This is a genomic window from Photorhabdus hindustanensis, assembly GCF_002968995.1.
Lineage (GTDB): Bacteria > Pseudomonadota > Gammaproteobacteria > Enterobacterales > Enterobacteriaceae > Photorhabdus > Photorhabdus akhurstii.
In genome coordinates this window covers 1-21,435 of record NZ_PUWT01000070.1, presented here as the reverse complement: position 1 = coordinate 21,435, position 21,435 = coordinate 1, and the positions used below count along the sequence as shown (strand labels likewise).

At 40.8% G+C, this 21,435-nt stretch carries 21 protein-coding genes and 2 pseudogenes; 12 read left to right on the top strand and 11 right to left on the bottom strand.

Annotation, left to right across the window (positions count from 1 at the left end; genetic code table 11):
* Positions 1 to 123 precede the first annotated feature (123 nt).
* On the top strand, positions 124 to 948 hold the full coding sequence (gene sanA / locus C6H66_RS21270; RefSeq protein ID WP_248000771.1) for an outer membrane permeability protein SanA: 825 nt from the start codon (positions 124 to 126) through the stop codon (positions 946 to 948).
* Here the strand turns inward: sanA and yeiB are convergent.
* From yeiB to C6H66_RS21255, 3 genes are all read right to left on the bottom strand, one after another.
* Positions 836 to 1,984, bottom strand: coding sequence for a DUF418 domain-containing protein YeiB (yeiB, locus tag C6H66_RS21265; RefSeq protein ID WP_105396651.1), 1,149 nt, complete (start codon positions 1,982 to 1,984; stop codon positions 836 to 838). The genes sanA and yeiB overlap by 113 nt on opposite strands.
* 21 nt (positions 1,985 to 2,005) lie before the next feature.
* A complete protein-coding gene (gene folE / locus C6H66_RS21260; RefSeq protein ID WP_036777911.1) occupies positions 2,006 to 2,665 on the bottom strand; it encodes a GTP cyclohydrolase I FolE in 660 nt (219 codons plus the stop codon).
* A gap of 171 nt (positions 2,666 to 2,836) precedes the next feature.
* Complete coding sequence (locus tag C6H66_RS21255) at positions 2,837 to 4,024, bottom strand: YbfB/YjiJ family MFS transporter (RefSeq protein ID WP_105396665.1); 1,188 nt, start codon at positions 4,022 to 4,024, stop codon at positions 2,837 to 2,839.
* A gap of 380 nt (positions 4,025 to 4,404) precedes the next feature.
* On the opposite strand from C6H66_RS21255, the gene C6H66_RS21250 reads away from it, so the two are divergent.
* From C6H66_RS21250 to moeB, 3 genes are all read left to right on the top strand, one after another.
* On the top strand, positions 4,405 to 5,151 hold the full coding sequence (locus C6H66_RS21250; RefSeq protein ID WP_105396650.1) for an SDR family NAD(P)-dependent oxidoreductase: 747 nt from the start codon (positions 4,405 to 4,407) through the stop codon (positions 5,149 to 5,151).
* A gap of 222 nt (positions 5,152 to 5,373) precedes the next feature.
* Complete coding sequence (gene moeA, locus C6H66_RS21245; RefSeq protein WP_105396649.1) at positions 5,374 to 6,615, top strand: molybdopterin molybdotransferase MoeA; 1,242 nt, start codon at positions 5,374 to 5,376, stop codon at positions 6,613 to 6,615.
* On the top strand, positions 6,615 to 7,367 hold the full coding sequence (gene moeB / locus C6H66_RS21240) for a molybdopterin-synthase adenylyltransferase MoeB (protein WP_105396648.1): 753 nt from the start codon (positions 6,615 to 6,617) through the stop codon (positions 7,365 to 7,367). Before moeA ends, moeB begins: the two co-directional genes overlap by 1 nt.
* Positions 7,368 to 7,447: 80 nt before the next feature.
* Here moeB and C6H66_RS21235 read toward each other — a convergent pair whose 3' ends face one another.
* The 5 genes from C6H66_RS21235 to C6H66_RS21215 all read right to left on the bottom strand — a co-directional run bounded on the left by C6H66_RS21235 (position 7,448) and on the right by C6H66_RS21215 (position 12,865).
* Positions 7,448 to 9,043 (bottom strand): ABC-F family ATPase, encoded by a 1,596-nt coding sequence (locus C6H66_RS21235; RefSeq protein ID WP_046394734.1) that lies wholly within the window; start codon positions 9,041 to 9,043, stop codon positions 7,448 to 7,450.
* 257 nt (positions 9,044 to 9,300) lie between these two features.
* Positions 9,301 to 9,795, bottom strand: coding sequence for an aminoglycoside 6'-N-acetyltransferase (aac(6'), locus tag C6H66_RS21230; protein ID WP_082300795.1), 495 nt, complete (start codon positions 9,793 to 9,795; stop codon positions 9,301 to 9,303).
* Positions 9,796 to 9,906: 111 nt separating this feature from the next.
* Positions 9,907 to 11,064, bottom strand: a complete 1,158-nt coding sequence (locus C6H66_RS21225) for an iron-containing alcohol dehydrogenase (protein WP_105396647.1) — start codon at positions 11,062 to 11,064, stop codon at positions 9,907 to 9,909.
* A gap of 40 nt (positions 11,065 to 11,104) precedes the next feature.
* Positions 11,105 to 12,142, bottom strand: coding sequence for an NADP-dependent oxidoreductase (locus tag C6H66_RS21220; RefSeq protein ID WP_105396646.1), 1,038 nt, complete (start codon positions 12,140 to 12,142; stop codon positions 11,105 to 11,107).
* A gap of 123 nt (positions 12,143 to 12,265) precedes the next feature.
* A complete protein-coding gene (locus C6H66_RS21215) occupies positions 12,266 to 12,865 on the bottom strand; it encodes a TetR/AcrR family transcriptional regulator (protein WP_105396645.1) in 600 nt (199 codons plus the stop codon).
* A gap of 1,170 nt (positions 12,866 to 14,035) precedes the next feature.
* Here C6H66_RS21215 and C6H66_RS21210 point away from each other — a divergent pair.
* On the top strand, positions 14,036 to 14,446 hold the full coding sequence (locus tag C6H66_RS21210; RefSeq protein WP_065391331.1) for a toxin: 411 nt from the start codon (positions 14,036 to 14,038) through the stop codon (positions 14,444 to 14,446).
* Between the two features lie 275 nt (positions 14,447 to 14,721).
* Here the strand turns inward: C6H66_RS21210 and C6H66_RS21205 are convergent, their stop codons facing one another.
* Positions 14,722 to 15,285 carry an LOG family protein gene (locus C6H66_RS21205; protein ID WP_036814606.1) on the bottom strand — a complete coding sequence of 188 codons (564 nt, stop codon included), beginning with the start codon at positions 15,283 to 15,285 and terminating at the stop codon, positions 14,722 to 14,724.
* Between the two features lie 431 nt (positions 15,286 to 15,716).
* Here C6H66_RS21205 and rhtA point away from each other — a divergent pair, with 431 nt between their 5' ends.
* The 3 genes from rhtA to C6H66_RS21190 all read left to right on the top strand — a co-directional run bounded on the left by rhtA (position 15,717) and on the right by C6H66_RS21190 (position 17,835).
* On the top strand, positions 15,717 to 16,610 hold the full coding sequence (gene rhtA, locus C6H66_RS21200; RefSeq protein WP_105396644.1) for a threonine/homoserine exporter RhtA: 894 nt from the start codon (positions 15,717 to 15,719) through the stop codon (positions 16,608 to 16,610).
* A gap of 278 nt (positions 16,611 to 16,888) precedes the next feature.
* A complete protein-coding gene (dps, locus tag C6H66_RS21195; protein WP_105396643.1) occupies positions 16,889 to 17,395 on the top strand; it encodes a DNA starvation/stationary phase protection protein Dps in 507 nt (168 codons plus the stop codon).
* Between the two features lie 218 nt (positions 17,396 to 17,613).
* Entirely contained in the window at positions 17,614 to 17,835 is a 222-nt protein-coding gene (locus C6H66_RS21190) for an alkylphosphonate utilization protein (RefSeq protein WP_036777898.1), read from the top strand.
* A 163-nt stretch (positions 17,836 to 17,998) separates the two neighbouring features.
* On the opposite strand, the gene C6H66_RS21185 is transcribed toward C6H66_RS21190, so the two are convergent.
* On the bottom strand, positions 17,999 to 18,406 hold the full coding sequence (locus C6H66_RS21185; protein WP_181150256.1) for a hypothetical protein: 408 nt from the start codon (positions 18,404 to 18,406) through the stop codon (positions 17,999 to 18,001).
* Positions 18,407 to 18,575: 169 nt separating this feature from the next.
* On the opposite strand from C6H66_RS21185, the gene C6H66_RS27765 reads away from it, so the two are divergent.
* From C6H66_RS27765 to C6H66_RS21165, 4 genes and pseudogenes are all read left to right on the top strand, one after another.
* Positions 18,576 to 18,794 carry a type II toxin-antitoxin system RelE/ParE family toxin gene (locus C6H66_RS27765; protein WP_072165121.1) on the top strand — a complete coding sequence of 73 codons (219 nt, stop codon included), beginning with the start codon at positions 18,576 to 18,578 and terminating at the stop codon, positions 18,792 to 18,794.
* A 2-nt stretch (positions 18,795 to 18,796) separates the two neighbouring features.
* Positions 18,797 to 18,982: pseudogene (locus C6H66_RS21175) on the top strand (helix-turn-helix domain-containing transcriptional regulator); the annotation flags it as partial.
* Positions 18,983 to 19,215: 233 nt separating this feature from the next.
* Positions 19,216 to 20,013 (top strand): annotated as a pseudogene (gene dkgB, locus C6H66_RS21170) (2,5-didehydrogluconate reductase DkgB).
* Between the two features lie 246 nt (positions 20,014 to 20,259).
* Positions 20,260 to 21,219 carry an alkene reductase gene (locus C6H66_RS21165; protein WP_248000770.1) on the top strand — a complete coding sequence of 320 codons (960 nt, stop codon included), beginning with the start codon at positions 20,260 to 20,262 and terminating at the stop codon, positions 21,217 to 21,219.
* A 22-nt stretch (positions 21,220 to 21,241) separates the two neighbouring features.
* Here the strand turns inward: C6H66_RS21165 and C6H66_RS21160 are convergent.
* The coding region (locus C6H66_RS21160; protein WP_146111089.1) for a zinc ribbon domain-containing protein at positions 21,242 to 21,435 on the bottom strand (194 nt) is incomplete at its 5' end.

Genomic DNA, 21,435 nt, shown 5'->3' with positions numbered 1-21,435 from the left:
AAAAAGCCTGTTAGTAAAAGTAAATTAACAGGCTTTTTTCCTAAAGAGAAAACTTGCTTAGAAATTTCAGGTAAAGTAGCCTTTAACAAATTCAGTCATTAATGTGTATAAAAAGGCAAAAGCATGTGGAAGCGCCTGATAACTGGTCTGTTATTCATCACAGGGATGCTGATACTGACAGCTATTGCACTTGACCGCTGGATTAGCTGGAAAACAGCCCCCTATATCTTTGATGATCTTAAACGACTTTCTGAACGCGAAGTGGGTATAGTGCTTGGTACGTCTAAATATTACCTTTCCGGCGCCCCAAATCAGTACTATATGTACCGTATCCAAGGAGCTGTTAACGCCTATAACAGCGACAAAATTAAATACTTATTACTTAGTGGCGATAACGCTCAACAGAGCTACAACGAACCAGTCACCATGCGCAGAGATTTGGTAAAAGCGGGCATTCCTGCTGCAAATATCGTCTTGGATTTTGCGGGTTTCAGAACCCTTGATTCGATAGTCAGAACCCGAAAGGTTTTTAACACTAATGATTTTACGATTATCACTCAACGATTTCATTGCGAACGAGCACTGTTTATCGCTATGCATATGGGAATTACCGCCCAATGTTATGCAGTTTCTACACCTAAAAATATGGTTACTATTCGGTTACGTGAAATTATTGCCCGCCTTGGCGCCCTGACTGATCTTTATATTCTGAAACGTGAACCTCGTTTCCTCGGCCCTCTGATCCCCATTCCAGCTCCGCATAAGGTACCAAAAGGCATGACTGATTACCCCGCCGTAACCCCAGAAGAATTACGGGCAACGGACAAAACCCAACTTAAGCAGACCGGGCCAACACCGCCGTCATCTCACGCCACCGCCGTTCTACCGGCCCTTGCGGGTAACGGCGTAACCACCAGCATGAAAACAGAATATTCACCGTCCAAATAGGAAGAATAAATGCAAGTAATTCCAAACGGCTAAATTGACCAAAAAACCCAAGATTATAAAACAACAGAGTGCAAATTAAGGTTTGTAGCAAGTAATTACTCATCGCCATTCGTCCAACCTGACTGAGCCAGTAATTAATTCGCCAGCATGAAATAACCGGCCAGAAACCATATATCAAAGCCATATAACCCAGTGCCTGAAATGGCGTTACCAACTCAGCAAGGATATAACCGACAATACCTGACCAAAAGTAATCCCAATTATGGATATATTGGAACACGACAGAGAATATCTGAACAGCAACGCTGAGTGGTATCAGCAATAGCGCCATATTTCGATAATGGCTTACTGAAAATTCACCTTTTAACCAACCATTACGCACTAATCCCGCACCACATAACATCATGCCGATAAGCTGCCAGCCATACTGAACAAACAGCATAACCATCATCAACATGACCTGATTGAAACGCTCTTTTACTGCCAACCATCCACCAGACGTTTTCCAATATGTTTCGTATAACATATGGAATTCCGGCGGCTGCCAAGAAATATCATTAGATTCGCCACGGGACAGAAAACCAAGAATAAACAATAGCGCTAATCCGATCAGATAAAAAATAGCGCCTTTCATAAATAACCTGCTGCTGGCGCTATTTTGGCTAATCAATTGAAAGCTAAAAAAACCGGCCAAACTATAAGAGAGTAAAATATCACCATCCCAAAATAGAATGCCATGTCCCACTCCAATTAGGGCCAGTATGGTTAATCGTGGATAATTCCAGATTGTTCCCCTTGGTAATAGTAGCTCCAAGGTTGCACCAAATAAAAAAGCCAAAATACACAGGAACTTTCCCTGAACAAAAACGCTAAGTACAGACCAGATAATCAAATCAGTTAAAGAAGCAGAACCATTATATGCCGGATTCAAATAAGCGGCGGATGGCAAAGCAAAACCGGAGATATTGAGTAGCAATATCCCCAGTATTGCCAGACCACGAATACTATCCAGCGAGTCAATTCTCTGGCAGGCCATTCTTATATCCCGATGTAAAAATTACACATGGCGAGTCGTGCGTAAAAACTCTTGACGGGTATTTTGACTAGATTTAAACAATCCACCCAAGGAAGTTGTTGTCGTGGTACTGGTTGCATCACGGATACCCCGCGCTTTCACGCAGTAATGAACCGCATCAATCGATACAGCAACATTATTAGTACCAAGCAGTGTCTGTAATGCAATCAGGATCTGTTGGGTCAGACGTTCCTGTACCTGCGGACGTTGTGAAAAAAATTGCACAATACGGTTAATCTTAGACAGCCCAATAACTTTATCTTTTGGGATATAGGCAACCGTCGCCTTGCCATCAATGGTTACAAAATGGTGTTCACAGGTGCTGGTTAGCGTGATATCACGCACTGTCACCATTTCATCCACTTTCATCTTATTTTCTATCAATGTGATTTTCGGGAAATTACTGTAGTCCAACCCGGAAAAAATCTCATCGACGTACATTTTCGCAATACGACCGGGGGTTTCTGCCAAACTGTCATCACGCAAATCGAGATTCAACAGTTTCATAATTTCCGTCATATGCTCCTCAATACGCGCTTTACGCACTTCCGGCACCAACGCCTGACCACGCAAAGGCGTTTCAAGACCACGAGCTTCCAGCGCCGAATGCACAAGTTCAGCTTCTTTACTTAAGGATGACATTATTTTCTCCAAAGACATTACTTTTCATCATCTGGCGGGTAGTAAAATGGATATTCGAGTCATGAAGACCATAACTGAAACAATTCACTACTAACAGGTAACTATTGCACACACTGTAAATGAGCACGTGGTGATTATCCAGTGATTGCTTTTCATAATTATATGAATTTTTTACACACGCCCTTCACTGGTCGGCTTATTCCTGTTACAAACCAATAACCCGGCAATGACCAAAGTAATCAACGCAACATATAACGCAGGCTCCAATCTCCCGGTTATTGCGGTAGAAACCGCTGACAGCATCGGCCCAATAAGCTGCCCGACCGCATATCCGGTGGTTAATAACCCGGCCATATAACGGCTATGTTCTGGTGCTAATTCACGCCCATACTGAAACGCCATTTGCACCACACACATAAAACCACCACCAACCAACAAAGAGCTTAATGCCAGACCACCTATTCCCGGAATGCTCTCAGCGATGAGAATGCCCACAGCTTGAATCCATAAAGTGATCGCAAGCCGGATTTGCGTTGTCAGCATATGACGGGTCAAAATAGCGAAACCGATGCCGATAACTGCGGCGGCGCCAAATATTGGCCAGACAAACTGTGCAAATAAGCTGCCGGGGAAACGATCACTTGCCATTTGCGAAAGAAAAGTCGCAGGTAAAATATAACCAAACCCCGCCAAGCTGTAACTCCATACCAGCCGCTTAATTGCAGGAGTCAAAGTCAGTTTTTTCACCTCGACTTGTGAACGGTATAGCTCACCACGACGGGGCAAATGCCGACTAATATAGATACTACAAATCAGCGCCAAAATGCCATATAACAACCACGCTTCGGAAGCGCTCATTTGCCATGCTTGAATACCGATAGCAAGGATACCAGTAACGAATATCCCGACTCCCGGTCCCGCAAATATGGCAGCACTCAACGCAGGACGATTCAATTTAGTCAACTGTTCATTGGCCCATGATGTCACCAACACCAATGTCCAGCCGCTCGCCCAACCAATAAAAAAACGGGCGATACTGTGCAATATCGCCCCATACAGTAGTGCAGAGAGCAGTGTGATAATCACCGCCCCCCATAATCCGGCCCAAAGCCGATATTCAATCAAACGGCGCGCCCGCATCGCATCATAGGAGCCGGCCAGATATCCCAGATAGTTAAAAGCCGCAACGATACCAGCCCCAGTCAAACTAAACTGGAATTCCGAGATCATTAAAGGCACTTGAGGAGTAAAGGCAGTACGCCCAATTCCCATAGCGACGACCAGCGCCAAAAATCCACTCATTGCGATATGAAAAGCGAGGTAGCAGTGACTTTGTTGAGGAGAAATTGAATTGTTCATAGCCATAAAATATTATTTTTTTAGTTCATTTTTCATAAGCCGTAACAGAAATCAAATACAACATACATTTTTAATTAACAAAGTTCCCAGAAAAACGTAAATTATTTCTGCCCATAAATAAAAAATCAGTAAGAAATTAATTACAGTATCTGGAACGTCAGCGTATATAAATTTTCGTACTCTACTCCACTTATTTACTTTACCTCTAATAAATTACCTCTATTAAGATTAAATCGAGTCTTACAACACAACATTAGCTGAATTAGTCAGGCTTCCACACAATATTGTCCACACAATAATGCCAAAATGGTACTAACAAACCTGTCTATAAGAGATATGATTTATCATGTTATGTCCAAATATTAATAAGGAGCATTTTTATGTATAAAGCATTTCAAGGTAAGACAGCCATTGTAACCGGTGGTGGAACCGGTATAGGACGGGCTATCAGCATTATGCTGGCAGAACAAGGCGCTGCTGTCGCAGTGATCTATTCGCAAAGCGAACTTGAAGCGCTGGAAACAACAGAAACCATTATCAAGGATGGGGGGCAAGCTATCGCGATAAAAGCGAATGTTGCCGACGAATCGGCTGTGCAGGCAATGATAAACACCGTCGTGGAAAAATTTAGCGGGATCGACTATCTGGTGAATAACGCGGCGACAACCAGACAACTTCAATTTGAAGATCTCGATGCCATATCTGGCGATATTTGGGATACCATTATTGATGTTAATGTGAAAGGCACATTTTATTGTTGCCGGTATGCGGCACCTTATCTTAAAGCAAGAACGGGGAGTGCTATCGTGAATGTCGGTAGTATCGCCGGCGAAACGGGCTTAGGTTCTTGTATCCCCTATGCCGCTTCCAAATCAGCGGTTCACGGACTGACAAAATCCTTAGCTCGGGCACTAGCTCCATCGGTCAGGGTTAACTGCGTAGCGCCAGGCGCCGTTGAAACAAGATGGTGGAAAGGGAGAGAAGAGAAAATGCATACGCTTTGCACTTATTTGCCCTTAGAAAGAATTTCAACGCCAGAAGATGTTGCAGAAATAACCTTAATGTTGTTAAAAGCAGAATCGATGACAGGACAAATCATAACAGTTGACAGTGGTCAAACCTTATAATCTCTTGCCCGCTTTCTAACCTGGCTATGACAATAACATATCCCCTGATGCCAGGTTAATCGTCATGTTCTACGTACTTATCACATGTCGCGGCATTTTGGATAACCAACACCAATATCGCCGCGTTTATGGAACATACGATCAAAATCAAATATCACTCACACCTATGATGATCTCTGCCATAATGCCATTAATAAAAAACGTTATCTGGGAGCATCACTTATGGATCACTGTCATACCTCTGGATTGATCTCTTTGCAGCAGGCGTTGGAAAAACTTCTGACGCAAGTTACACCACTGACTGACACAGAAACCGTCAGCCTCCCGCAAACATCAGGACGCATCACTGCAACAAATATTATTTCTCCTATCAATGTGCCCCCTTTTGCTAACTCAGCAATGGATGGTTATGCCGTACGCCATGCAGATTTAAATGGCACCAAACCACTGCCTCTGGCAGGAAAAGCGCTGGCAGGCTCCCCCTTTCAAGGAGAATGGCCGGTTGCAACTTGTATCCGCATTATGACTGGCGCACCGATCCCCACTGGCGCTGATACGGTTATTATGCAGGAACACACAGAAATTACTGACGATGGCATCGTTTTCACTCAGCCAGCTAAACAAGGTCAAAATATCCGTCTGGCCGGCGAAGATATAACTAAAGGTGCAGTGGTACTACCCGCAGGCAACAAATTATCCACCGCTCAGTTACCCTTGATTGCATCTTTAGGCGTCACCGACGTTGAAGTGGTTCGCAAATTGAAAGTCGCGATTTTCTCGACGGGTGATGAACTACAAGCTATCGGTCAACCGCTTAAAGAAGGGCAAATTTATGATACCAACCGTTTTGCCATTCGCCTGATGCTGGAGAAGCTGGATTGCGACATTATTGATTTCGGGGTTATTGCAGACAATCCCCAAGCTTTACGGCATGTTTTTGAGGAAGCAGATCAAAAAGCTGATTTAGTCATCAGCAGTGGCGGCGTTTCTGTGGGTGAAGCAGACTACACCAAGCAGATATTGGACGAATTAGGCGAGATCAGTTTCTGGAAACTGGCAATTAAACCGGGTAAACCTTTCGCTTTTGGCAAACTAAAAAATACTTGGTTCTGTGGTCTGCCCGGTAATCCAGTTTCAGCCGTTCTCACTTTCTATCAATTAGTTCAACCTTTAATCGCGCGTCTGTCCGGTTTTACGGCATGGCAACCCCCTATGCGTCTGCGCGCCAAGGTCACTACGCCATTGAAAAAGACACCGGGAAGAATGGATTTTCAACGGGGTATTGCTTCAGTGAATGAACAAGGTGAACTAGAAGTTCGTACGACAGGGCATCAAGGCTCTCATATATTTAGTTCATTCAATCAAGGGAACTGCTTCATTGTTCTGGAACGTGAGCGTGGGCGGGTAGAAGTTGGTGAAAATGTTGAAATCGAATTGTTCAATCACTTACTGAAAAATGAATAATGACCATTGAACTCACAGACACAGAAATCCTACGTTATAACCGTCAAATTGTTCTACGTGGGTTTGATTTTGACGGTCAGGAAAAATTGAAATCTTCGACGATCCTGATAGTCGGTGCGGGTGGTTTAGGTTGCGCGGCATCTCAGTACCTGACCGCAGCAGGTGTCGGAACAATAACATTACTGGATTTTGATACCGTTTCTCTCTCGAACCTGCAACGGCAGATACTGCATCGGGATGAACGTATCGGCATGGCTAAGGTGCATTCAGCCCAATTGACGCTCCGGGCAATAAACCCACATGTCACGATTAAAACCGTTAATGGATTACTGGAAGATAAAGCGCTAGATGAGCTTATCAGCCAGAACAATGTTGTCTTGGATTGTACTGATAATGTGGCAATCCGCGAACAACTGAACCGGTTGTGCCTGGCAAGGAAAACACCTCTGGTTTCTGGCGCGGCTATTCGCATGGAAGGGCAACTAACTACATTTACTTATCAGCCAAATGCCCCCTGCTACCGTTGCCTGAGCAGACTGTTTGGCGAAAACAATTTAACATGTGTAGAAACGGGAGTGATGGCGCCATTAGTCGGTACCATCGGTACATTGCAAGCAATGGAAACCATCAAACTCCTTACTGGATACGGCAAAGTCAGTAGCGGAAAAGTTTTATTGTTTGATGCAATGACGATGCAATTTCATGATATTAAATTATCCAAAGATCCCAATTGCGAAGTGTGCAACAGTTAATCTATCCACCGATAGAAATAACAGTCTCGAAATAACACGCCCCGGTTATCTCAACCAGGGCGATTTATCTCATAAGATGATTACTCAACAATTCCCTGACTTCTCAGATACTCATCATAAGTACCTTTGAAATCAATGACCTTATCAGATTTAATTTCCATAACTCGGCTTGCCAATGAGCTAACAAATTCCCGATCATGAGAAACAAATATCAAAGTACCTTTATACAATTCAAGCGCAAGGTTCAAGGATTCAATGGATTCCATATCCAAGTGGTTTGTTGGTTCATCCATTATCAGAATATTTGGTTGTTGCATCATCAATTTACCAAATAGCATCCGTCCTTTTTCACCACCCGATAACACTTTGACTTTTTTCTTAATGTCATCCTGGCTGAACAACAAACGTCCTAATACGCTACGAACAGCTTGTTCATCGTCCCCTTCTCTCTTCCATTGGCTCATCCAGTCAAAAACCGTCAGATCGCAGTCAAAATCACTGGCATGATCCTGAGCGTAGTAACCAATGCTACTATTTTCAGACCATTTAACTGTGCCGCTATTTGGCTCTGTCTCACCAACTAATGTTTTCAGAAAGGTCGTTTTACCGATACCGTTAGCACCGATAACAGCTATTTTCTCGCCAACCTCCAGCAAAAGATTGAGATTTTTAAACAGAGGACCATTGTCATAACCTTTAGTCAAACCTTCCAATTCCAGAGCATTACGGAACAACTTTTTATCCTGCTCAAAACGAATATAGGGATTCTGACGACTGGATGCTTTAACTTCTTCCAACTGGATTTTATCAATCTGACGAGCACGGGAAGTCGCCTGTTTTGATTTAGACGCATTAGCGCTAAAACGGCTGACAAAAGACTGTAACTCCGCAATCTGCGCTTTCTTCTTCGCATTATCAGCTAGCAGACGCTCACGGGCTTGAGTGGCGGCAACCATATATTCATCATAATTACCGGGGAACAGACGTAATGCACCGTAATCAAGGTCGGCCATATGAGTACAAACTGTATTCAGGAAATGACGATCATGGGAAATAATGATCATGGTGCTATTTCGTTCATTCAGTATTTGCTCTAACCAACGAATCGTATCGATATCCAAGTTGTTCGTTGGTTCATCCAATAACAGAACATCAGGATTAGAAAACAGTGCCTGAGCCAGCAATACACGCAATTTCCAGCCTGGCGCCACTTCGCTCATCAAACCGTAATGCTGTTCTACTGGAATACCAACACCTAGCAACAACTCTCCGGCACGTGCTTCGGCACTATAACCATCCATCTCGCCATAAGCGACTTCCAGATCCGCAACGCGATAGCCATCCTCTTCACTCATTTCCGCCATCGCATAGATGCGGTCACGCTCCTGCTTTACCTGCCACAGTTCCGTGTGCCCCATAATCACGGTATCCAACACCGTGTACTCTTCAAAAGCAAACTGATCCTGACGCAGTTTACCAATACGCTCATTGGGATCAGTGCTGACATTACCGGCAGTGGGTGTCAGATCACCACCCAGGATTTTCATAAAAGTGGATTTACCGGAACCATTCGCGCCAATCAGACCATAACGGTTACCGTTGCCAAACTTGACAGAAATGTTTTCAAACAGGGGCTTACTGCCAAATTGCATGGTGATGTTGTTTGTACTTAACACTGCATTCGCTCTTACATTTAGAAACAAAAGGGAAATCGGAAAAATCAATAGCGGCGCATTATGCCACAACAAGGTTAAGAGATCGCGGGAAGTTTTGTGCGTTATTCGAGCTAATTAAAGATGCATACATGAGGTTAAGTTATCATGTCAGAGAGACATAATATATGTAGCACAATGTAATTCGCATCAGCATTCAGTTATAAGAGATGAATGATGATAGAAATAATCCAAGTCCCATTTCGCCATCCAATTGATCCCTATTTGATTAACTTCCTGAAAAAAACTACCCGTTCTGTTTCTATAAACCCAAGAGACAAATGAAGAGCCAGTGATTCTTCATTATTTATTTCAGCGTCTGATGCCATTTCAGTACATCCACGATCCTTAGCCCAATTTTTAATATGAGTGATAAGACGAGTCGCTAAACCCTTTCTTCTTAATTCCGGGGAAATATAGATCCCTTCAAGGTAAGCTACTGGAGAGGAATTGCATCCATTGACATATTCAAATCTCAGTGAAGCCTCTGCAAAACCGCAAAAATCACCTAAATCCGATTGGATCATAAAAGCAATCTGGTTATCAGAATTCAAAATCGAGTTCATTTCTTCACGGTGACTTTCTTCTGATGCCGTAGGCCATAATCTATTCCGCAAATACAACCATTCATTAAAATTATGGCTGTTACTCACTACAATTCGATAGAGATTATTTTCCAACTGAATATGCGACGATTGCTGATGTTTATTATCCATTTTTGACTCAAACATTTTTTTCCTATTTAACTTACATCGTACTGCAAATTCGTTCCCTAAAATAGACTCCAGAGAGAAGCCCTGGAATTTTCCCCAGGGCGCTCCTCCAACTTAAAGGCTTGCTTGCAAGATTTGGCGACTAATATCTAACGTAATGTCTCTGTTTTCACCCAATTGAGTCAGACCGTGAGCTTCCAATCGTTTCACCACCCGATCAATGTCATCAACACCAAGGTTGTAATCTGACAAATGGGTCTGAATTCCTAAATCCTCGAAGAAACCGCGAGTATATGCAATAGCTTGATCAATTCGTTGTTCTTCATCTCCACTGGTAATACCCCAAACACGCTCACCGTACTGCAACAATTTGATACGCTTGCTTTCCCGGCAGATTTTCAGAGTAGCAGGCAGGAGAATCGCCAATGTTCGAGCATGATCAATACCGTAAAGCGCAGTTAATTCATGACCGATGTAATGTGTGGACCAATCCTGCGGCACACCAGCACCAATCAAACCATTGAGAGCCAAAGTCGCGACCCACATTAGATTGGAGCGGATCTCGTAATTATCCGAGGTGTTCATAGCCTGGGGGCCTATTTCAATCAATATCTGCAATAGCCCCTCAGCCAACCTATCTTGCACCATGCCATTAGCAGGATAAGTCAAATACTGTTCCATCACGTGTGTGAAAGCATCAGCCACCCCATTAGCCACCTGATGTAACGGAAGAGTATAGGTTTTCGTTGGGTCCATAATGGAGAATTGAGGAAAAACAAGCGAACTCATAAAATCCAGCTTAACTTGTTTCGCTTTATTGGTAATCACCGAACTATTGTTCATCTCTGAACCTGTCGCGGGTAGCGTCAAAACGGTACCAAACGGGAGAGCACTCTGAACAAGCGATCCCCCCTCTTCCAAAATACGCCAAGGCTCTCCTGCAAAATTCACAGCCGCCGCCACAAATTTAGTGCCATCAATCACAGAACCACCGCCGACAGCGAGCAAGAAATCCACTTCACTATTGCGTATCAATTCAACCGCTTTCATCAACGTTTCGTAAGTCGGATTAGCTTCAATACCACCAAACTCCTGGACAGTTCTATTAACCAACGCACTTCTGACTTCATCCAACGTTCCGGTTTTTTCAGCACTGTTGCCGCCGTAGAGAATCAGTACCCGCGCATCCCGTGGTACCAAGCTATCAAGACGGCTAATAGTTTCTTTACCAAAAACGATTTTAGTTGGGTTGTAATACCTAAAATTTCGCACAACTACCTCACTGTATAGGTCGAATTATGTCTAGTAGCATTTAATTATCAGGACCGACACGGACGACTAACTTGCCGAAATTATGGCCTTGCAACAAGCCAATAAACGCCTGTGGAGCATTTTCCAAACCTGACACCACCTCTTCACGATATTTTATCCTGCCATCATCAAACCATGCGGATATATCACGTGAAAATTCATCAAAACGCCGAGTATAATTATCAGTCACAATGAATCCCTCCATCCGAATTCGCTTCCTCAACAGTTTATTCATCAACAAAAACAAGCGATCTGGCCCTTCTGGAAGGTTAGTGGAGTTATAACGAGAAACCATTCCGCAAACCGGAACGCGAGCAAAGTCATTCAGTAACGGCAAAACAGCGTCAAATACCTTGCCGCCCACATTTTCAAAATAAATATCAATTCCCTTCGAACAAGCCTTGCACAACTGTTCTTCAAAGTCTGGAGCATGGTGGTCAAGGCAAACATCAAATCCCAATATATCAACAGCATGGCGACACTTTTCCGCACCACCCGCTACGCCAACGACATAACAGCCTTTAAGCTTACCGATCTGACCAACCGTTGCACCAACCGGACCCGTTGCCGCAGCAACAACCAATGTTTCACCAGCCTTGGGTTGACCGATATCCAACAGCCCGGTATAAGCAGTCAAGCCTGGCATACCGAACACTCCTAATTGATAGGATGGGTGAACAGGCGATTGGCCTAAGTTGAGAAGGCCGCTACCATCGGAAACGGCATAATCCTGCCAACCGCTATATGCCAGTACCCAATCACCCACCTGATATCTCCGATGATTTGAAGACACTACCCGACTCACTGTTGCACCAACCATAACGCTATCAAGCTCCACCGGTGGCACATAGGATGGTTCATCACTCATTCGCCCACGCATATAAGGATCTAGCGAAAGAAAAACGCTGCGTAACAGTATTTCTTTCTCCTTTATCTCAGGAATAGGTTGCTGTTCCAGACGAAAATCAGTCAGTGTCGGGGAACCATTCGGACGTGAAGCCAAGACGATACGGCGATTTATTTGTTGTGTTTGAAACATTCATCTTCTCCTTCAACATTAAAAGTCAGTATCATTGAGATACCAAAAAAGTAGACCAGTCGTCTAATCATTAGGTATAAAAAAACACTGATGAATAGTGACTTCCAACAGTGTTTTTATTCGCTATGCATTCAATAATCGTTTCGTGCTAGCCATAGCACTTTGCAGCGGCGCGTTACTCTGGGTGATCTTCGCCATCAGGCTAGCCCCTAACCAAGTCTGATATAGCGCCTCAGCCAGCGGAAAAGCTTCCTCAACAGAACAATTCAATCCACCCTCATGAACAATGCTTTCCACGACAGAGGCAAGGCGCATAACAATACTCTTTGTCCCATTCTCCAACACCAGACGCATCGCTACAGATAGATCACTCACCTCAGCTCCGAGCTTAACCGCCAAACACTTTTGCCCACAAACAGTACCGTCTTCCAACGGCTCCAACCAACCTTGCCAGTACTGCATTAAGTTCTCTTTCGCTGTCCACTCCTTACGCGCCATGATGTTATCCATCCTTTCGAGATGGTGCGTAAAGTAATCTTCAAGCATAGCGGCGCCAAATACCTCTTTCGACGCGAAATAATGGTAAAACGAGCCTTTCGGCACTTCTGCCGCCTTTAAAATTTCATTAAGTCCGACGGCTGAAAAGCCTTTACATCCAATAACTTGTTGAGCAATGTCTAGGATGTGCTGACGGATATCTTGGGGGTTTCTATTCGTTTGCATAGATACAACTTATACCGAATTAGACCAGTCGTCTACAATTTAAAACAAAAATTTTCAGTGGGCAAAAAAATTAGGAAATTCTCTGCTAACACCACTTGCTACCCGTTTCTTACTGATTTATAGCGTCACTCTAAAGCGCATGTTACACCGGCAACTTATCAATAGAATAATCCATCATTAAAAATAGACTGTTTTGATTTTTTACTTTTAATAAGATAGCAAGAAGCTTCCAATTGGTACTCTGAATGACAAAACGATATCGTGATACGATTTAGTTTTATGCTGAATGTGTTTTTAAATCAGACACAAAGAAGAAATAAAAATAACCAATAATGCCACACTGAAAATAAACATATTAAGGTTCAATGACATTATATTTATAACAATTTCATTTTTTTATGCTATTTTAATCAAGGATGTAATAATCCCTGTCGTGAATATAATATTAGCTCATTATCCAAATATCTGTTAATCAATAAGTCAATGAATCAGAAAACTTATTAGCAATAATAAAGACTTATCAAATTAGTGCATTTATTGCTACTCAAAATAAATACAATCTGTGACTAAGTTATACTCATTCGATATTACAACACATTAACATTTCATCAATATAATGATGAATTAATGTTCAAAAATAATAAAATCATTATTAACTCGCCATAGATTTAGCGGACTATTTTTATTTTCCATTATAGTTGTTTTATATATTATCTATTAAAAACATAGACATATTTTATCATTTATATCTACGTTTTTAAGTACAAAAATATAATTAACCGGTTGTTATTTTATAATAAAACACAAAGAGCAAAAAAAATTGACTTTTATCTGAGAGAAACGGTATCTTAAAAAACATCGAGGCAAAATAAAGCCTTTTATCTACACCATTTAATAGATAGTTTTTTTTGATTTTAATCTTTTAAAAGGATAAAAATTATTAAAAGCGATAATAAAATGGTGGTAACGATAAATAAAAACACCAAAATATAAAAAGATTGAAATTCAGGAAATATGAGGAAATGGAATTCTAATAAGAAGTAAAAATAAGCTATCAAATATAGCTAAGAAGGTTCCACCCCAAGTTATTTTATATAACCATAACAGGTTGAATTAAAATCTTGGAATTTATTAATTATACTTTTAAAATCAATCACAAGAGGTGATACTATGTCAGAGATCGAAGCAATTTCCTTAAAAGCACCAATCAGCGTTATTGTAAAAGTAACTAACAAATCACCATATAAACTTAAACTTATTCAGGATTCTATCCGTCTTGATCAAGGTGAGTGGACCACTCTTCCTCCTCAAGTAATTAATAGAAGCAATGACAACACTCCTGGAAAAGCGATTTGGAGAAGTGATTCAAACAGCCTGTTAGGTGGTGTTGCAGGGCGTTGTACCTATGTATTTGTAGATAGCAAAGGCGAAATCTATAGCATCTATATTACATGGAGCAATCCTTTGATTGGCAGCAGCAGCTACTCAATCTCAACCGATTATTTAGGTGATGATTTACACTTATCCTATACAGCGGATGGCGGTAACAATCCAATAGTAGAATATATGATTGTAAGCTAATATTTAACCATTAATATTAACAACCATTCCTGTGGTAAAATATTTAAATAAATATTTATGCAACAGGAATGGTTTATTTATTTCGAGAATTAATATCTTATCTACCTTAATCAAAGGTGAATGCTGATTATTTCTCTCATTTCTGTATCATACTCTCTTTCATTAAAGTGGATCGTATCCCCATATTTTTAATTCCCTTATCAGTTCAAGTTTTATTTTCTGGTTCCTTATTGACAGTATTACAATAATATCGATTTTTCATTATAAAATTGATTTTAATAGGTTTTTATCGATGGCGCCCGATAAGTATCAAAACGATCGAGTAAGATAGCAGGATCTTGTTCAATTATTGCCATATGACGATATTTTTCATGCAAAAATTGCTCATCCGCCATTTTATTAATCATGGCAATGAGCGGATCATAAAAGTTATTAATATTAAGAATACCGCAAGGTTTCGTATGTAACCCAATCTGACTCCAAGTAAATACCTCGCTAAACTCTTCTAACGTACCAAAGCCACCAGGCAAAGCAACAAAACCATCAGCTAATTCAATCATTTTGTTTTTACGCTGATGCATAGTTTCAACAACGTATAATTCAGTCAGATTTTTATGTGATATTTCCCGAGCTTCCAATAATGTTGGAATAACACCAATCACTTTCCCGCCCTCTGCCAAAACCGTATTAGCAACAGTTCCCATAATACCTACACTGGCGCCACCATAAATAAGCGTAAGATTACGTTTAACCAATTCCTTTGCGAAGATAATGACATTTTCTTTATAGATTTCAGATACACCCAGACTTGAACCACAATAAACAGCAATACTTTTCATTATCTCAGCTCCTGTTGCTTTATCTCCACATGAAAATCAGGATTATACGTTAATATCACAATCATACAACTCACTTATAAAACTGATATCAAGCAAAACAAAATAAGAATGGCTTTTTCATATTCAATATATTAGCATTAATCATAACTTATGCTTAATTATTATGATATGAAATCAAACATCAATCAGATTGTAATAAATACCTTCATCACTTGTAATCCCTCAATTATCAACACATCAAAATAAAATATAGATTTATATCAGGATTATATTTCAATAATAAAATTTAATTTCACTATAACCATATAATATGGTCTAATAAATGAAAAATATTTCGTTAAAATTATATTCTCTAAACCTATTGAGTTATCTACGTTTCACTGCCAAGATTATCGGTCAGATCATTTGATTTTAATTGAGGTTTTGCCCGGATGTCTTCTTCCAAGCTCCAAAAGAGTGCCTTTCCATTAATACCTGTAATACTGTTACTGCTTGCCATGACATCAATTCAGAGCGGTGCTTCTCTTGCCAAAACGCTGTTTCCGGTCATCGGCGCACCGGGTGTTACCGCACTGCGCCTAGGTCTTGGAACTATCATTCTGTTTATTATTTTTAAACCCTGGCGTCTGCGTTTTAGCCGAAAATCCATTATGCCACTGCTTACCTATGGTATTGCTCTTGGCGCGATGAATTATACATTCTATATGGCGCTGACAACTATTCCTTTAGGTATTGCCGTGGCCCTTGAGTTTACCGGCCCGCTGGCTGTAGCCATGTTCTCATCACGCCGACCAATAGATTTTCTCTGGGTGGCATTGGTTATCACCGGTTTAGCTTTCCTACTCCCCATTGGCAATAATAATATTGATAACTTAGATCCTACAGGGATCATTTATGCACTCAGCGCGGGTGTTTGCTGGGCGCTATATATTATTTTCGGCCAACGCGCCGGTGCAGGTCATGGAGCAGCAACAGTGTCTGTTGGTTCATTTATCGCTGCTATGATATTTTTCCCTGTCGGTTTGATACAAACAGGGCCAGAACTATTATTTGACATGTCCATTCTCCCCTTGGCGCTGGCAATTGCGATTCTGTCTACTGCATTCCCATATACACTGGAAATGATCGCTCTGACCCGTTTACCCGCACAGACATTTGGTACTCTGATGAGCCTTGAACCCGCACTGGGTGCGCTATCTGGTATTGTATTTTTGAACGAACATTTGACTATAACGCAATGGCTGGCACTATTCTGTATTATTTTTGCCTCCATCGGTTCTACGTCAACAATAAAAGGAAAACCTAAAATCACCGAAGTCGATTAATTATTTTCTTTAATCGAGATAAAATGGAAGCCGGAGTCATAACGTTATTCTCCGGTTTTTTTATAAATGAACTCATTCATGATTAAATTATTCACACAAATTCATCTTATAAATTATTATATTTTTCAATATTATCATAAGAATTCCATGGTAAATATTTTCCTATAAAAATTAACTATTGATTTAATAGGAACAAGCTATATGATTTAAGACTAATATTGAGTTACATTCGTCTCAGTCAATAAAAAACTCATTATTAATACCAAGGGAAAACTATTATGGATACTGCAAGATTAATCAAAACAGGGATATCCACACTACTTTATACTCGCAATGATATCGATGATGATATTAAACAGGAAACCATTGAAATTCTGAACCACACGGTTATCCAATTTATTGATCTTTCCCTGCTTACCAAACAAGCACATTGGAACATGCGTGGCAGAAATTTCATTTCCATCCATGAAATGCTGGATACCTTTCGTGCCACGATTACTGAACATACGGATATTTTTGCAGAAAGAGTCGTACAACTAGGTGGAACAGCTCTTGGCACCGTACAAGAAATTAGTAGACACACGATACTGAAAAGTTACCCAACAAATATCCATGACGTGCAAGACCATCTAAAAGCATTAGCCGACCGTTATGCTGTTGTCGCTAATGATATCCGCAAAGCGATGGATGAAGTTGAGGATGAAAACACCGCGGATATGTTAACCGCCGCCTCCCGTGATCTCGACAAATTCTTATGGTTTATTGAAGCAAGCGTTGAGCAATAAAATATAAAGAGCCGTCATATTAAGAGCTCTGAGACTTACAGGTCCCTGTTAACAACGGGGACCTGTTTACATTAACCTTTCATTACCCAAGACTCCGACACAGCAAAACATCATAAAATGCCCTCCATACGGATAAATTTCGCCATATTCTTTAAAAATCAGCACAAATTGTCTATAATCCACACTTATTTTCAGAAATAACTTGAGGAAATAATAAAATGGATAACGAAGTAAAAGACAGTAATGGCACCCTGCTTAATGATGGTGATTCTGTACAGATCATTAAGGATCTAAAAGTAAAGGGCACATCAGCAACGCTAAAACGCGGCACTTTAATTAAAAATATCCGTTTAACTCATCGTGACGATGAAATCGAATGTAACGCAGATAAAATCAGAGGGTTAGTATTGAAAACCTGTTTCCTGAAAAAAGTAGGATAAATCGCCTTTTCTATCGATTTTATTTACCGGATTAGCCGATAAAAAAAAGGGGGGGAGAAGGCTGCTCAAGGGCAACCTTGTTAAGCTGTGAGCGAAGCTAACTAACAGCCCCCCTTTCTTTATGTCTATGCTTATAACTATCGTTAAAACAATCTAATATCTTTTAATTTTTCTCAACGGAGAACAAAACCGTGCGATCTGTATCACCTTGTTTTATCTTTATAAAAATATTACCTTTACTCCAATACTCACCGCCATTTTTCATAAATCCTATATTTTCAATATAGTTTATTAACTCTATTTTACGATTCTGATTAACATTTGAAAATACAACCTCGTTAATCATTGGTTTTGTCCCATCAGGTGAATCGTAATAAATAATATAGTCACTTGAAATAAATGGCATTCCTTTAATTTCATCAAAAGTGAACATATTATATTTAATAAAGTCATTTTTCGTATATGACAAATTAATATTTACAAATAAAACAGGGGTAATTAAAACCACCCCCAAACAAATAAATATAATAAATATTTTTTTTATAAATTTATTCAATTTCAATGCCAACATCTCTTTTTACACCTATGTTATATCCAGTTTTATCGTTAATATGTATTAATACTTGATTTCCATCTATATCATTTATAGGTGATATAGTATTCAAAAATGCGGGTAAAGACGAATAATAAAGCCTAAGCTATATTGACAAAATTGTAGCTTTAAAGCTACAACATGCCACATGAATACGATTAAACATTACCCCATTTCCGATGAACGGGATTTACATATAGAGTTCCTGAAAGAGATTCGTGACCCGATAGCGAAATCAAAAATTTCGTCGCGGGTTAACCGGATGGTCACAGGAAATTTTGGTGATCATAAACCATGCAGAGAAGGTGTCTGGGAGCTTCATATAGACCTGGCTATTGCATGCCTGAAAGATTACTTAAAGAGGTGATTATGACCAAAGCACGTTTACATGATGATGCGATGGCGCAGCTTCTCCGCGAAGACCCTGAATTTGCGCAGTACTATCTGCATCAGGCTTTTGTTGATATGGATGAAGAAGGCGGGCAGGAAACGTTTCTAATAGCATTGCGCCACGTAGTAGAGGCGCATGGAGGAATGGCTCAGATTGCTGACAAAAAGCGCAAGAATATAAAAAACAATATATAGAGCTAAATTAAGCTTGAGAAAAATATCAAAAAACTAACTATGCCTCTTGTTAAATGAAGTTCCTGTAAATAATTTATTTAAATTAATTTAAGTTATATCTTTGTCATATCAGCAAAAGACTTCTGCGTTTATTGCTCTTTTTTATTGCAATTTATCTCATGATAATAAAACCTTTCTTAATTAAATATTAAATGAGGCTTATTATGTCTGTTCCTGCATTTGGATTAGGTACTTTTCGTTTGAAAGATGATGTTGTGATTACATCAGTAAAAAATGCTCTTGAATTGGGATATCGTGCAATTGATACAGCACAGATTTATGAGAATGAAGCAGCGGTAGGACAAGCCATAGAAGAAAGCGGTGTAGCCCGTGAAGATATCTATATCACGACAAAAATCTGGACAGAAAATTTGGGCAAGGAAAAATTGATACCGAGTCTTAAAGAGAGTATAGCTAAGCTGCGCACTGATTATGTTGACTTGACGTTAATTCATTGGCCATCCCCAAATAACGTTGTCAGTGTTGATGAAACAATGAATGCGTTACTGGCCGCCAAAAATATGGGATTGACACGAGAAATCGGCGTTTCAAACTTTACCATTGATCTAATGCAACAGGCTATCGATGCAGTAGGTGTTGAACACATCGCCACGAACCAGATTGAACTTTCTCCCTATCTACAAAACTGTCATGTGACAGCTTGGGCGAAAGATCATGGAATTCATATCACTTCCTATATGACCCTTGCTTATAGTAAAGCTCTTCAAGATGAGGTTATCGGACGCATAGCCACAAAACATCAGGCCACTCCTGCGTAGGTGATTTTGTCTTGGGCGATGACATTAGGTTATAGCGTGATCCCTTCTTCAACTAAACGCGAAAATTTACAAAGTAATCTGAGGGCTTCCATGCTTAGACTTGATGCAAACGATATGACGGCTATCGCCACACTTGACCGTAACGAACGCCTGGTTAGTCCAGAAGGGCTTGCCCCTCAATGAGATAATTAATTAATCCTGCTTATTAATAAACTCGATAATCTCTTAGCGTTGCAGGAGAATATTTGTTTATTTCAGCTCCTTCGGGAGCTGTTTACATATTTACTTAGATATAAAAAAACTCGAACATTTTTACATTTACAGCAAAAGTCTTTTGTACTAATAAGCCTTTTTAGAAAGAATTCGCGAAGCATAATATCTCCATATACACAAATTAAAATCAATGATTAATGAAGAGTGAGGAATATTATGCTGTTTGAACGCTATTCTCTGAATGGTTTGTCGTTATCTAATCGCATTGTTATGCCGCCAATGACACGTTCACGGGCCGGAACAGACGGTATAGCGACTGATTTGATGGCTGAATATTATGCACAACGTGCCAGTGCGGGACTAATTATCAGCGAAGGTACACAAATCAGCCAACAGGGACAAGGATATGCATGGACGCCAGGTATTTATAAGTCTGAGCAGGTGATAGGATGGAAAAAAGTAACAGATGCGGTACATATGGCAGGAGGCAAAATTTTTGCTCAATTATGGCATGTGGGACGAGTTTCACACACGATTCTACAACCTGATAATTCTGCGCCTGTTTCTCCCTCTGCCCTCCAAGCAAAAGGTGTAAAAGTTTTTCTGGATGTGGAAGGCCGTGGACCTAAACATGGTATCGGTGAAATGGTACAACACTCGCAGCCACGAGCACTGACACTTGATGAAATTCCAGATATCGTAAATGATTATGTTCAAGCGGCAAATAATGCTATTGCCGCCGGTTTTGATGGCGTAGAGCTTCATGCGGCGAATGGTTATCTTATTAATCAGTTTATTGATTCTCAGACCAACCTACGAGATGACGAATACGGTGGAACTTTACAAAATCGTTTACGTTTCTTGAGAGAAGTCGCTACATCAGTGGCTACCGCAATAGGGAAAGATAAGCTAGGTGTTCGCCTGGCGCCACTCACAACCCTGATGGGTTCAAAAGATGACACGCCCGAAGCAACTTATCTGGCTGCCGCGAGTGTGCTGAATAATATCGGGGTAGCCTATATTCATATTGCCGAAGCTGACTGGGAAGACGCTCCCGTCATGCCAATCGCCTTCAAAGAAGCTTTTCGCATACTTTATCACGGCACGTTGATATATTCGGGAAAATACACTTTGGAACGCGCGGAAGAAGCGCTAAGTGACTGCTCCCCGCCGTAAAAACGGCGAGGCTTCCCACTTCTCAGGCCGCCACCGTCTTTATGACGGATTTACGCTGGCCTCCGTGGGCAGAGACGACGAGTCCCGCCGCCTGTAATTCTGTTATGCCCTTGCGCTCGATGTTGAGCGCCGCATTGATATCGCGGTCATGTTCGACTCGACAGAAAGGGCATTGCCAGAGCCGCTTACGCAGCGGCATTTCCAGCATTTTGTAAC